The following is a 12,733-nucleotide window of genomic DNA, read 5'->3' as shown; positions in this document are numbered from 1 at the left end:
GGCTAGTCGTTTAATACCGCCTTACACTATAAAAACTGTTCAATTTTGAAGAGAAAACTGATTCATGTCCGTAATCGATGTACATCGCACTCACTCTCTTGATAAAGATCATGCCCTCGAAGCAGCGGAATCGCTTGCTCAGGATCTCTCCAGCCAGTTTGATGTGAACTACCAGTGGGAAGGTGATCATCTGACGTTCAAACGCTCTGGCGCCAAAGGCCATCTGAACATTACCGGTGAAGATCTGCACGTGCATCTGGAGCTGGGTATGCTTCTGCGGCCTTTCAAATCGAGGATTGAGCAGGAGATTAACAGCCAGCTTGATAAGATTCTGAAGGCGTAACCTGCCACGCAGGTTTTTATTACAGGTCGTCCGGGAGGGTGAAGGGTTCCGGATGGCCGTTGATGATATTCTCCATGACCCGTTGCTCCCGCGCCACCAGCCTGTCAATCAGCAAGTCCACTTTATCCATTTTCCGGAAAGCGGAATAACCTCTGTGGAGGAAGTCGTGCAGGTCGCTGAGGTTGGCCATTTCCGCCGGGGTCCGGCTCATGGATAACAGCCAGCCCAGTGTGCGATTACGAACGTAGCGGTCAAGCTGTTGTCCCACATCGGCTACGAGCATCACCTGTTTTTTGCGTTGTTCCAGTTTCTGGCTGGCCCGATACGCCTTGCAGTACTGCTCAGTGGTCAGAAATGACGCTTGTATATCACGCTCGTCAAGACGTTCAGCCAGTTCAAGATCCAGCTGTTGGGTGATCAGGTTCAGCTCTACAAGCCCGGAAAGCGTTTCCAGCAGGTGATCTGGTAGCCATTTGACCATCTTCGGGAAGACCCGGTCTATATTGTCGTCACGCCGGGTCATGCTGGCGGGAGCGTATAGATCAGTGAGCAGAAACTGAAGGCCAGCCTGGTAGGCCGGTTGCTGATAGAGATCCTGATGCGTCAGTTTGAGGCGGCTGGCTTGCCAGCCTGCGATGTCATGAGTGCTTTCGAGAAGCCGGTGGCCGGCTTTGGCATGCCGGAAATCGTGATAATCCAGTAACAGCTGCTGCAAGCGGCGGGCGCTCTCTGAGCGCACTTCTGTGTCAGTAAGGCGCTCACGGTACATGGGGGCAGCTCCGATAAAACCAGGTAGAGTTTGATTAGCGCGGGTAGTTTACCGGAGGAAAAGCGCGGGTGCAGTATACCTGGCAGTTGTCGGATTTTTGTTTGCGAACTATGCCCGGGTATACAGGTTCGGATTTCAGCCTTGGGAGGCAGCTGTCAGTGACTCGAAGCCTGGTAGCCATTCCTTGCTGTCCAGGGTAATAAAGTGGCTTGGAGCACTGGTTTCGATAATGCGCATTGTCGTCGGACTTTGCTGTGCGCTGGCGAGCATGGCCGGGCGGTCCAGAATGTGATCCACGCCAGGAATCAGGAAGGTACCGTGGCGCACATGGCTGTAGATATCTGTGGGGGTTCGCGACATCCACTCAAGCAGGTTTTCGATATTGCGGACAATAGTGAGATGGTCGCGGGTAGCGTAAAACAGTTTGCTGAGCAGCTGTTTTTTTCTCGGGTTCATCTTGCCAAAGAAAGTCTGCCCGTATGCTGAAGCCGGTGCGCTGTTGATCAGCCGGACTACCCAGGGCCACATGCCGTGGCTGACGGGTTCCAGAATGGTTGAAACCAATGGGTAAACCTTGCCCTGGGGCAGGGCCGGCGCTTCAAGAACCACTTCTACGTTTTCGTAGAGCTCCGGCCGGTGTGCAATTGCTTCAAGAATCACGGCGCCGCCCCGTGAATGGCCGTGAATTCTTATGTTGCGGGTGCTGGGCAGATTTGTCAGTGCCTGGTTAAGGATGCAGGCATCGTATTCAACGGTGCCTTCCAGATGCTTGATCGGCACCTCCCATTCCGGTGTTTCCGGCGTTACACCGTTTACCGGGATATGGTAGTTGCTGCAGGTCAGAAGGATCAGCTCAGTGGTCGGCGCGTCATAGGTCTGGGTAAAGTAGCAGTGATTTTCCAGAAAGCCGTGTACGCCAATCACCGTTTGCTTTGCCTCACCGCTGTGATTGCGAACAGAAACTGCCCCTTCACCTACACGATAGACCCGCCCCGAAAACATCTCAGAGTAGGCGCTGTTGATCGGTTTTATCAGTTTGCGGATGTGGCTTGCTTTCATACTGCATTCCTCCCGGCCCGGCCATAGTCGTTTTGGGGCTGGATGATCAAGTCTATAGTCAGTATAGAAGTGAGGGGGTGTCGGAGTGTAGTTTTTTTGTAATACACCCTGCCAGAGGCTTTGTGGAGCCGGTAGTGTATGTCTGGCACAATGCTGATCACACTTTTTTCAACTCCACCACTTCCGGGGACCTTCGGGTTTGAGTCACGAGCAAACGCATCCCATGCTTCCTGCGGATTCAGCCTGGCTGGCTCTGGAGAACCCCCGGGACCCAATGGCGATTACCGTCATGATGCGGGTGGATGGCCTGACTGCGCCCCGGCTCCGGGAGTTTCTGCGGGTTTACTGGATGGCCTGGGAGCGCTTCCGGTATATGCCGGTCAAACGGGCTGCTGCGTGGTGGTGGGAACCGGATCCGGATTTTGATCTCGGGCATCACCTGGATGTGGTGCTTAATCGTTTTACGGAAGCCGAACTACAGGACTGGGTTTCTGCCCGCCTGAATCAGCCCCTGCCTTTTTACCGGCCCCTGTGGAAATTCTGGCTGGCACCGAATGCAGAGGGCGGCTCGGTATTGCTGTTACGCCTGCATCACTGCTATGCAGACGGGGTGTCGCTGACGGGTATTTTTGACCATCTTTGTCCTGTTTCCCCGCAGCAGCATCCAGCGGTTTATGGCGCCCGGCAAACCGGCGGATTATCTCCCTGGGTATCTGCAGCCAAAAGCCATATTGAGCAGTTGTTCGGTTGTGATCCGGTGTCGGAAACTGCCACTGACGAGGTTCAGGCGGAGTCAGGAACTCAGTGGGAGCAAGCAGGTGCATTGCTGGATCAACTGGCACGCAATGGCCTGAAACTGGTGAATGAATTCAGCGATTTTCTGGCTGAGCCGGAAGATACGCCGTCTGACCTCAAACGCCCGCTGTCAGGCCGTCGGCATTGCCGTTGGTCTGAGCCTGTTCCACTGGAGCGGTTCCGGTCTATCGCCAGAGCAACCAGGGTAACCATCAATGATGTATTGCTCAGCTGTGTGGCTGCAGCGGTTCGCCCGCGCCTTGGTATTTCCGGTACAACTCTGGATGATGCCGTTATGCATGCTGCCGTTCCTGTTGATATTCGCAGTCGTCTGCCTGATGACTTGCGGCCTGAACCGGGTGCTCTTGGCAATTACTTCGGCACGGTGTTTGTTCCGTTGCCGGTGGATGGTGAGAGTGCCCTGGAACGGCTTTATCGCATAAAGCAGGAAACCCGACGGTTGAAAAAGAGCTGGCAGCCCGGAATCGCCTGGAGTTTATCGGCCTGTTCAACCCTGATTCCTGAGCCCCTGCGCCAGCCGCTTTCAGATATCTTTTACCGTAAAGCCAGTGCTGTCGTGTCGAACGTTCCCGGTACTCCCGAGGTGCGCTATATCGCTGGCTGCCGGATTAACGAACAGATGTTTTGGGTGCCTCAGGCCGGTAATATCGGCTTGGGTATCAGCATTGTCAGTTATGCCGGGCAGGTTCAGTTCGGTGTAGTCGCAGATGACGCGATTCTGGCCGACCCGGAAGATTTTCTGCAAGACTGTTTGCAGGAGTTGTCTCAATTCCCGGGAGGGTCGTAATCCCAAAGTTCTGTTTTGCCTCCCTCCCAAATGAGCACAAAACCAGCCCCCTTGGCTGATTCCCCCGCTCTTCCCCCTAACAGAAGATGAAACTCAGGCGACAGACCACGCCTGGGGTAGCCAGAAGTATTGGTACCCCAAACCAGAATTTCAAAAACAATCGGGGGAACTATGAACAACAACAATTTCAGAAAAACAGGCATGGCTATCGCGATGGCCGGTGCTCTGTGTGCCAGTGCGGGAGCAAATGCTGCCGTCGAGTTATACAACCAGGATGGGACGTCCTTTTCTGTAGATGGCTACTTTAACGCGTTTTATGTAAACCGGAGTGAAGATGTGTCTGACACCCGGGATTCCCGTATCAAGATGGGGTTTTTGCCCAACACTATCGGGTTTAATTTCAGTAAGGAAATGGGCGATCTGACCCTGGGTGGCCGTTCATCCTTCTGGACAACCATCAACGACAGTCTTGATTCTCCAACCGATACCGCTATTGATGTGCGTCAGTTCTACGCCACTGTTGACGGTAGTTTCGGTCAGGTCCTTATCGGTAAGGATTTTGGCCTGTATGCCCGCTCCAATATCTTCCTGGATGAAATCCTTATGGGTTTTGGTTCCCCGGGTGGCAGTCCGGGTGGTGTTTCCTTCGGTAATATCCGGACCGGTTACGCTTACCCGACGCCTTCGGCGCAGATTACCTACCGCTCTCCCGACATGAGTGGTTTACAGATCGCTGTGGGTGCTCTGGACCCGGCCGATACAGTTACGGGCGTGGCTGATGAGAATTCGGCGCCACGATTTGAATCCGAGGTTACTTACAGCACTAACCTGAACAACCTGGCCCTGACTGGCTGGGTGAATGGCCGCTATCAGTCTGCCGAGAGCGGAGCCACAACAGTTGACAGCACGGCTGTTGGCTACGGCCTGAAAGCTTCAGTCGCAGGCCTTACATTGGCGGCATCGGGCTTCTCATCCAAGGGTGATAACCCAGTGCTCATTGTTAACGGCCCTTTGACTGAAGACGATGCTGATGGATATCTGGTTCAGGGCTCTTATACCTTTGGGGCCAATCGTGTGGTGCTTTCCTACGGTGAAACCGATGCGGAAATTCTGAACCTGGAGACTGAAAACACGACCATCGGTTTGTTTCACGATATCAACAGCAATTTCAAAGTTGTTGCCGAGTACAGCATGTACGAGGACAAAAACCGTTCAACCGGCGTAACCACCACGGATGCGGACACAATCGCTCTCGGGGCGATCGTGATGTTCTGATCCTGGTGTGGGGTGGCCGGAGCCTTTCCGTGTCACCCCCAAATCGACGTATTTGTAAGACTAAAGTGCCGGTTTTGTCGTGCCCAGGATGGGCGCGTCATCAACTATTGATGTAGGAGTAATATAATCAATGGCTTATGAAAACTTTGGCGCTCCTGTGAAAAGCACTGAAGTCGCATTGGCGGGATATTCGGATGCCGTAGAATTACCGGGAAGCCCTTTTTCTGTGGAATCGTCTTCTATGCAGTCAGTGATGCCCCAGCCTGCGGTTCGAGTTGCAAGTTCTGGTACTCGCGATCCGGCTATGGCTGCGGCTCATCTTGCCGCCGAACTCCAGCACCCATACCTGGGGTTTGTGCTGTTTTTCTGTTCTGCTGAATATGACCTTGCACGCCTTGGTGAGGCACTGGAAAAAGAGTTTCCGGGTGTCACTGTTTCCGGGTGTACCTCGGCCGGCGAGATAACCTCCCGTGGATATGATCGCGGATGTATTTCTGCCATCGGTTTTGACCGTCGTTATTTCTCGATTGATTGTGCACTGATCCGGGAAATGGATCGTTTTACGTTGCAGGATGCCCAGAACGTCATAGACGGATTGTTGTCCCATTGCCGTGGCGCAAGACTGGCACCGATCAAAGGTAATACCTTCGCCATAACGCTTCTCGATGGTTTGTCGAGCCGGGAGGAGCTGGTACTGGCTACACTGAATGCAGCGCTGGGCAGTATTCCGCAGTTCGGAGGGTCTGCTGGTGACGATGAACGTCTGACAAATACCCATGTATTCCATGGCGGCCGCTTTCATTCAGGTGCAGCAACGGTTCTGTTAGTAAACACCCCTCTGGATTTCCGTGTTTTTTCCACGCACCACATGGCCGAAGGCAACGAGAAGCTGGTTGTCACCAAAGCCTGTGCAGACACCCGGACCGTATACGAACTCAATGCAGAACCTGCTGCTGAAGCCTATGCCCGGGCTGTCGGTTCAACGGTTGAGGCGCTGGACAGGGAGATATTTGCACTCCGGCCCCTGGGCGTAAAGATAGGTGATCATTATTTCATTCGCTCGATACAGCGTGTTAATCCGGATAAAAGCCTGACCTTCTATTGTGCGGTAGAAACCGGAATTGTCATGACGGGAATGGAGCCCGGATCATTGCTTGATACCGTGCGCACCCAGCTTGAGGCTTCGGAGCGTGTTGTAGGACGGCCTCTTGTTACCATTGGCTGTGACTGTTTCCTGCGTCGCCTGGAGGCCGAGCTTATCGGGGAGTCAGACTCGGTGTCAGAGTTCCTTCGCTATCACAAGGTTGTCGGGTTCAATAGCTACGGGGAGCAGTTTAACGGAATGCATATCAACCAGACGTTTACGGGGGTCGTCATTGGACAGCCTGATGCCTGTTCCGGGTAGTGACAAGCCCCTGGCGAACTCTTGCCTTGAGCAACGGGTTGCAGAGCTGGAGGCAGAAAATGATCGCCTTCGGAAGATTCGTGATGCACTGATTGTCCGGGTTGAGTCTGGTGATGCGCACAAACCTGAACCCTATGCGGCTTTCGAGCATTCTGTTGTTCTGGCGGAGCAGGTGCGAGAGCGTACAGAAGCTCTCAGCCTGACAATGGATGAGCTGAAAACCAGCAACAAAGCCCTGAGTCGTGCCCGCGAAGAAGCGGAGACCTCCCGTCAGCGACTCAACGATGCTATTGAGAGTATTGCTGATGGATTTGTGCTTTTTGATCGTCAGCATGAGTTAATCCAGAGCAATAGTCGTTTTCGAAGTTACTGGCGTCATGCTGGTGCCCCTATGCCGGCCCCGGGCGCGCATATCAGTGAAGTGCGAGCGCTGGCGGTGGCTTCCGGTCTGATTGTTGAAGAGCACAGTGAGCCGGGTTCCGAGGGAGAAGTGTTCCTGCTGTCCAATAACCGTTGGGTACAGATGACTGAAAGGCCTACCCGTGAAGGTGGTCTGGTGGTGCTGTACTCTGATATTACAGACGTTAAAAACAGCGAGATGGCGCGGCGTATTCGCGCGCTAGAGGAAAGCGAACGCTGGATTCGCGTTGTTACCGATCACGTTCCGGCCCTGATTGCCTATGTGGGAGCAGACCTCAGTATCCAGTTTTGTAATCAGGTTTATGCAACCTGGTATGGTCGCAATGGTGAGTCACCGCTGGGCAAGAGTCTGGATAGAGTGCACCCGCCTGAACTCTACAAACGTCTTCTGCCCCATATTCTTGAGGTGCTGTCGGGGCGCAATGTTACCTTTGAATTCGGAGAAACCGGAGAGATGGGGCAGGAGCGCTATATGCTGCGTTCCTATGTGCCCAATTTTAATGAGCAGGGAGACATTGTCGGATTTTTTGTATTGATCCGCGATATCACAGACAGGCGCAAGACTGCGCTGGCACTGGAGCAGGCATATGGCAGTCTGGAACGTCGTGTTAAAGAGCGTACAGCCGCACTGACGGATGCCAACAGCCAGCTGCGTACGGAAATTGAAGAGCGGGCTGCAGCGGAAGCTCGCCTGCGTGATGCAAAGCGCGAAGCGGAACAGGCAAACCTCTCCAAAACCAAGTTTCTCGCAGCTGTCAGCCATGATCTTTTGCAGCCCCTGAACGCGGCCAGGCTCTTTACCAGTGCTTTGCTGGAGCAGTCTTTTGGTCCCAAAGCCGAAGGGCTGGTTCGTTCGGTAAGCACGTCACTTGATGATGTTGAAAACCTTCTTGGCACTCTGGTGGATATTTCCAAACTTGATGCGGGAGTGATTCAGCCAGATGTAACGGCGTTTGATTTGCGGGACCTGCTCAATAATATTGCTCGTGAGTTTCGCCAGATGGCTCTGGCAGAAGGGCTTCAGCTCGATTTTGTAGCCAGTTCGGCCATTATTGAGTCGGATTCCCAGTTGCTTGCCCGGATTCTCCGGAATTTCCTGACCAATGCTCTTCGCTACACAGAGGCAGGCAGGGTCCTGCTGGGGTGCAGGCGAGAAAAAGACTCAATACTGTTGCAGGTGTGGGACACAGGCCCAGGCATTCCTGCAGACAAACTCAATGAAATATTCCAGGAATTCAAGCGTATCCAGCCATCGGGCGCTCATTCGGATAAAGGCCTTGGTTTGGGGCTGGCCATTGTAGACAAGATTTCCCGCATGCTGGGCCATGAGGTCAGCGTGTCATCGGTAGAAGGCCGGGGTTCGGTGTTCAGTGTCCGGGTGCCAATGGGTCAATTGAAACCCCGGCTTGAATCAGTGGAAAAAAACCAAACGGCAACGAATGAGCAAGGGCTTGGCGGCGCCAGAATCTGGGTGATCGACAATGACCGTGCAATTTGTGAGGGAATGAAGACCTTGCTTGAAGGCTGGGATTGTCAGGTCACCACGGCGGTTTCTCTGGAAGATCTGGAAGGGCAGTTGAATCCGGCCCGGGCCCAGGTAGATGTGATACTGGCAGACTACCATCTGGATAACGAAGAAAACGGCGTTGATGCCGTGTCAGCTATAAACAGCCGACGTGAGAAGCCCGCGCCGGTTGTGATGATTACTGCCAATTACACCAATGAGCTGAAGCAGCATATCCGGGAGTTGGGCTACCTGCTGATGAACAAGCCGGTAAGGCCCCTAAAACTGCGAAGTGCCCTCAATCATCTGCTCCGTGGCCAGTAAGCAACCTGTGGGCATGAAATCTGTCAACGCTTGAGATACTGGCTGAAGTCAACATCACCGGCGGCAAGAATGGCCTGTACCCGATTGTGAACCGATAGCTTGCGCAGAATCGCAGAAACGTGGGCCTTGACTGTGGTTTCGGCAATGTTGAGGTTATAGGCAATCTGTTTGTTGGACTCGCCTTTGGACATGCGTTCAAGCACGAGCAGTTGGCGCCGTGTGAGGGAATTCAGAAGTTCCGGAGAGATCGGATTGCTGTCACTGCGATGGCGGCGCTGGCTTTCCTTGCCGGTCCGGATAATGTCGGATGGCAGGTAGACGTTGCCGTTGAGGATCTGCTGTATCGCCTCGGTCATCTGGGCGCGAGGTGAGGATTTGGTAATGAACCCTATGGCCCCGTAGGTGATGGCCTGCAATACCACCTGTTTGTCTTCTTCAGCGGATACAATCACCACCGGAATCGTGGGTGCTTCATTGCGCAGGGCGATCAGGCCGTTCAGGCCATGCATGCCGGGCATGTTCAGGTCGAGCAGAATCAGGTCCAGATCGTCGTGTTCCCGGGTCAGCTCAATCGCACTTTCAAGATCTGCGGTTTCGATTACGTCACTGCCGGCAAAGCCGGATTCGATTACGCTGGTAATCGCTTCCCGGAACAACGGATGATCGTCCGCGATAAGGATTTTGTAGGTTGTTTCCGGAGTTTCCATCATCTGTGATTCGCTTTGCGCCGGTGGTTGGTTGTCACTGTCAGCATAGCTTTTTTTTGAGTCGATAGTTGCAGTCAGCATATATATCCCTCATTTGTTATTTTGGTGCTGAGTAGTGAATTCAGGCTGTATCGGGTCGGCCGGTTGTGTCGGAAGGCCTGCATTTTGCCAGCTGTCGACGCCATCTTTATACCAATACAGTGTTTTAAATCCAGCTTCGGAAAGGCGTTTCACCGCGTTCCAGGAGAGCCAGCAGTCGGACTTGCACAAGACTGCGACCGGCTGATCCTGGTTGTTGTCCGTGAGCTGGCGAACATTGTTGATCAGGTAATCGTGCCAGTCCTTGTTCAGTTCACCTTGTCCGGTGTTGGGTAACCAGTGAGCTGAGGGTAAGGACTGGTGGGGTTCCGTTTGCAGGAAACGGTTGTGGCGGAACTCAAGATTGATAACATCGATGATCACCAGAGCCGGCTCGTCCCTGATCAGAGTCTGCATGGTGCTGGTGTTGACAGTAGTGGCTCCGGTGGCCTGCCCGGGCGTCGGGCTCCGGTATCGGTCTACACGATAACCCGCATCGGAAAACAGCCCGGCAGATTGCGGATCAGTACTTGCAGCGGTATTCCCGGCGATAAGCGACAGCAGGAGCAGCGCGAGCGGAATAGACAATGCTGGCTTGGCTAAGGGCCTGAACACTGGATTAAACCTCGATTTATTATTGTGATGCTGCCATTACACGGTATGTCGCGGGTCAGGTGAATGAGACCATCGCACCAAAAAAGAAGCACTAAAGTACTATTCTTGTGCTTGCGGCGATGATGGACGAGAGGCAAGGATCCGGGTTCGCTGAGGCCGGAATCCAGCCGTTGCCAGCGTGGCAAGCACCAGAGTGACTGTTGCGGTAATACCGAATGCCGCTGGGTTCCATTGCAGGTAGAGGGCAAACCGGATCGCTTCGACGGCATGGGTAAAGGGGTTGAACTGGCATAGCCAGTACAACCAGGGGCTGGCTTCCTGCATTTTCCAGAGCGGATACAGAGCCGAGGACAAGAAGAACATCGGGAAAATGACAAAATTCATCACACCAGCGAAATTTTCGAGCTGCTTTACCCAGGTCGCAATCAGCAGGCCGAATGCGCCCAGCATCAGCGAAACCAGCAGCACCGCGGGCAGCACCGCGAGGTAACCCCATGCGGGCGGTTCAACGTCCAGAAGCCGGGCTACCAGAAGGAACAGATACACCTGTCCGATCGATACGATGCCCATGGAGAGCAGTTTGGTGATCAGCAGAAAGGGCCGTGGCAACGGACTCATCAGTAACACCCGCATGCTGCCCAGTTCGCGGTCGTAGACCATGGATAGCGCACCCTGCATACTGTTGAACAGAACGATCATGCCGCATAGCCCGGGGGCGATATAGGTCTCATAGGTGATGTAGGTCTGGTAGGGCGGGATAATGGATACCCCCAGAACCGCCCGAAAACCCGCAGCAAAGACCACCAGCCATAACAGCGGCCTGATCAGCGCGCTGAAGAACCGGGTTCTTTGCTGCCAGAAACGCAGCCATTCCCGGGCCTGTATACCCACAAAGCAGTGCCAGTAATGCGCGACTTTCATGTTGATCCGGCTCCGGTCAGAGAGTGGAAGGTTTCTGCCAGATCACGCGTACCCTCAGCTTCGCAGATGGCGCGCCCTGCGCCGTCAGCCAGTAACTGACCCTTGTGCAGGATAAGCACCCGATCATCCTCATGTACTTCCTCAATCAGGTGTGTGGCCCAGAGTACGGCCAGCCCTTCGTTCTCACACAGGGCCCGCACATGCCTGTTGAGGGCCTGGCGGCTGGCAACATCCAGGCCCGCCGTGGGCTCATCCAACAAAAGCAGTGAGGGTTCATGGAGCAGGGCGCGGGCTATTTCCACCCGCCGGCGGTGACCGCCATTGAGGTTGCGCACAGCATCGTTTGCGCGATCCAGCAACTCAAACCGCTCCAGCTCGCGATCGCCCCGTGCACGTGCCTCCCCGCGGGATAGACCGTGCAGCGCAGCGTGATACTGCAGGTTCTGACGCACGGTCAGGTCCAGATCAAGGGCGTTGTGCTGAAACACGACACCGAGCCTGCGCATGGCTTCGGCCGGTTGTTTTTTCAGGGATTTGCCGGCCAGCTGGATATCGCCCTGCTGCAGTGCCAGAAGTCTCGTCAACAGCCCGAACAACGTGGATTTACCCGCTCCATTGGGGCCGAGGAGAGCGTGGAAGCACCCCGGGGTCAGGCCGAAGCTGACATCCCTGAGCACAAGCTTGTCGCCATAGCGAAAGCTTATGCGGTTCGCCTGAATTGTCACGAAGACGGATCTATGACCACACCCCAGGGGTAGCGGCCTACCTTGATGGTTTTGATCACCTTCATGGCGTCCACGTCAACAACGGATACATCTCCGGATACACCATTGGTCGTGAACAGGCGCTTTTCATCCTTGTCCAGGTCCAGTTGCCAGACCCGGCTGCCAACAAGCAGGTAATCAAGCACCTCATAGGTTTGGGCATCCACTACTGCAACATGGTTGGCTGGTCCCAGGGCCACGAACGCATATTTGCCGTCGGACGTCAGCTTGATACCTACGGGCTGAACACGGTCCTGGTTAACGCCGCGCACCTTGAAGGACATCTCATGGATCTGCTCCAGACTGTCCACATCAATGATGTGCACGGTGCCGCCGATTTCCGAGGAGGCCCAGGCAATCTTGCTGTCTTTGCTGAATTCCACATGGCGGGGGCGCTGCCCGATCACGATGTTCTTCTCTATCTCGAAGGTTTCTGTATTGATCCAGTGCAGCATGCTGGTGGTTTCGGACGTATTTACTGCCCATTTACCGTCCGGGCTCACAGCCATACCTTCCGGTTCAATGCCTACATCAATCTGGGCCAGCACATCTTTGTTGGTTACATCCACTACCGTCACGATCGCATCGTCTTCGTTAGCGATGTACAGGTGCTTGTTATTTGGGTGCAGGGAGAACTGCTCCGGGTCTTCACCGGATGGCAGATCATCGATGATCTTGCGGGTGGCCAGGTCCAGTACCTGCACTGTGTCGTCGTCGCTGGCGCAGATGTAAAGTCTGGTGTGATCCTTGGAAAGCAGAATCCCCCGGGGTCGTGCACCGACATCAATAGTGTCGATTACCTCCATGGATTCGATATCAATAACCGACAGCGTGTTGTCTTTCTCGTTGGACACATATGCAAGGCTGGCCAGCGCTGGCGCAGACAGCCCGATCATAGCGGCCAGGGCTGTCTTTTTGAGTAAGGATTTCATGGGATAACTCCTTC

12 protein-coding genes are annotated in these 12,733 nt (G+C 54.3%); 5 read left to right on the top strand and 7 right to left on the bottom strand.

Features of this window, described 5'->3' with window-relative positions; genetic code table 11:
• Positions 1 to 64 precede the first annotated feature (64 nt).
• Positions 65 to 343 carry a polyhydroxyalkanoic acid system family protein gene (locus tag DS878_RS12520; protein WP_113816261.1) on the top strand — a complete coding sequence of 93 codons (279 nt, stop codon included), beginning with the start codon at positions 65 to 67 and terminating at the stop codon, positions 341 to 343.
• A gap of 19 nt (positions 344 to 362) precedes the next feature.
• On the opposite strand, the gene DS878_RS12515 is transcribed toward DS878_RS12520, so the two are convergent.
• Both DS878_RS12515 and DS878_RS12510 read right to left on the bottom strand, forming a co-directional pair.
• On the bottom strand, positions 363 to 1,112 hold the full coding sequence (locus tag DS878_RS12515; RefSeq protein ID WP_113816260.1) for an FFLEELY motif protein: 750 nt from the start codon (positions 1,110 to 1,112) through the stop codon (positions 363 to 365).
• 135 nt (positions 1,113 to 1,247) lie between these two features.
• Positions 1,248 to 2,171, bottom strand: a complete 924-nt coding sequence (locus tag DS878_RS12510; RefSeq protein WP_113816259.1) for an alpha/beta hydrolase — start codon at positions 2,169 to 2,171, stop codon at positions 1,248 to 1,250.
• Between the two features lie 199 nt (positions 2,172 to 2,370).
• Here DS878_RS12510 and DS878_RS12505 point away from each other — a divergent pair, with 199 nt between their 5' ends.
• The 4 genes from DS878_RS12505 (at position 2,371) to DS878_RS12490 (ending at position 8,702) form a co-directional block, all read left to right on the top strand.
• The gene (locus DS878_RS12505) at positions 2,371 to 3,774 is read left to right on the top strand and encodes a WS/DGAT domain-containing protein (RefSeq protein ID WP_113816258.1); all 1,404 of its coding nucleotides are present in this window, start codon (positions 2,371 to 2,373) and stop codon (positions 3,772 to 3,774) included.
• A gap of 171 nt (positions 3,775 to 3,945) precedes the next feature.
• Positions 3,946 to 5,049: a porin gene (locus DS878_RS12500; RefSeq protein WP_113816257.1), complete on the top strand. Its 1,104-nt coding sequence runs from the start codon at positions 3,946 to 3,948 to the stop codon at positions 5,047 to 5,049.
• Between the two features lie 130 nt (positions 5,050 to 5,179).
• Positions 5,180 to 6,454, top strand: coding sequence for a nitric oxide-sensing protein NosP (nosP, locus tag DS878_RS12495; RefSeq protein ID WP_113816256.1), 1,275 nt, complete (start codon positions 5,180 to 5,182; stop codon positions 6,452 to 6,454).
• Positions 6,438 to 8,702 carry a NahK/ErcS family hybrid sensor histidine kinase/response regulator gene (locus DS878_RS12490; protein ID WP_113816701.1) on the top strand — a complete coding sequence of 755 codons (2,265 nt, stop codon included), beginning with the start codon at positions 6,438 to 6,440 and terminating at the stop codon, positions 8,700 to 8,702. The genes nosP and DS878_RS12490 overlap by 17 nt, the downstream gene beginning before the upstream one ends.
• Before the next feature lie 23 nt (positions 8,703 to 8,725).
• Here the strand turns inward: DS878_RS12490 and DS878_RS12485 are convergent, their stop codons facing one another.
• The 5 genes from DS878_RS12485 to DS878_RS12465 all read right to left on the bottom strand — a co-directional run bounded on the left by DS878_RS12485 (position 8,726) and on the right by DS878_RS12465 (position 12,719).
• Complete coding sequence (locus DS878_RS12485) at positions 8,726 to 9,409, bottom strand: response regulator (RefSeq protein WP_113816700.1); 684 nt, start codon at positions 9,407 to 9,409, stop codon at positions 8,726 to 8,728.
• Between the two features lie 90 nt (positions 9,410 to 9,499).
• Complete coding sequence (locus DS878_RS12480) at positions 9,500 to 10,102, bottom strand: rhodanese-like domain-containing protein (RefSeq protein WP_113816255.1); 603 nt, start codon at positions 10,100 to 10,102, stop codon at positions 9,500 to 9,502.
• Between the two features lie 99 nt (positions 10,103 to 10,201).
• On the bottom strand, positions 10,202 to 11,023 hold the full coding sequence (locus DS878_RS12475; protein WP_113816254.1) for an ABC transporter permease: 822 nt from the start codon (positions 11,021 to 11,023) through the stop codon (positions 10,202 to 10,204).
• Positions 11,020 to 11,748, bottom strand: a complete 729-nt coding sequence (locus DS878_RS12470) for an ATP-binding cassette domain-containing protein (RefSeq protein ID WP_113816253.1) — start codon at positions 11,746 to 11,748, stop codon at positions 11,020 to 11,022. Before DS878_RS12470 ends, DS878_RS12475 begins: the two co-directional genes overlap by 4 nt.
• The gene (locus DS878_RS12465; RefSeq protein WP_113816252.1) at positions 11,745 to 12,719 is read right to left on the bottom strand and encodes a PQQ-dependent catabolism-associated beta-propeller protein; all 975 of its coding nucleotides are present in this window, start codon (positions 12,717 to 12,719) and stop codon (positions 11,745 to 11,747) included. The genes DS878_RS12470 and DS878_RS12465 overlap by 4 nt, the downstream gene beginning before the upstream one ends.
• Positions 12,720 to 12,733 lie beyond the last annotated feature (14 nt).

The sequence above is a fragment of the Marinobacter sp. F3R11 genome (genome assembly GCF_003318275.1).
Taxonomy (GTDB): domain Bacteria; phylum Pseudomonadota; class Gammaproteobacteria; order Pseudomonadales; family Oleiphilaceae; genus Marinobacter.
The sequence above is the reverse complement of the archived record's forward strand: the minus strand, read 5'-3'. Positions and strand labels throughout refer to the sequence as shown.

Coding starts and splice junctions, on each gene's coding strand:
- DS878_RS12465 (WP_113816252.1), bottom strand. CDS start 12,719: ATGAAATCCTTACTCAAAAAGACAGCCCTGGCCGCTATGATCGGGCTG.
- nosP (WP_113816256.1), top strand. CDS start 5,180: ATGGCTTATGAAAACTTTGGCGCTCCTGTGAAAAGCACTGAAGTCGCA.
- DS878_RS12520 (WP_113816261.1), top strand. CDS start 65: ATGTCCGTAATCGATGTACATCGCACTCACTCTCTTGATAAAGATCAT.
- DS878_RS12475 (WP_113816254.1), bottom strand. CDS start 11,023: ATGAAAGTCGCGCATTACTGGCACTGCTTTGTGGGTATACAGGCCCGG.
- DS878_RS12515 (WP_113816260.1), bottom strand. CDS start 1,112: ATGTACCGTGAGCGCCTTACTGACACAGAAGTGCGCTCAGAGAGCGCC.
- DS878_RS12485 (WP_113816700.1), bottom strand. CDS start 9,409: ATGGAAACTCCGGAAACAACCTACAAAATCCTTATCGCGGACGATCAT.
- DS878_RS12490 (WP_113816701.1), top strand. CDS start 6,438: ATGCCTGTTCCGGGTAGTGACAAGCCCCTGGCGAACTCTTGCCTTGAG.
- DS878_RS12510 (WP_113816259.1), bottom strand. CDS start 2,171: ATGAAAGCAAGCCACATCCGCAAACTGATAAAACCGATCAACAGCGCC.
- DS878_RS12500 (WP_113816257.1), top strand. CDS start 3,946: ATGAACAACAACAATTTCAGAAAAACAGGCATGGCTATCGCGATGGCC.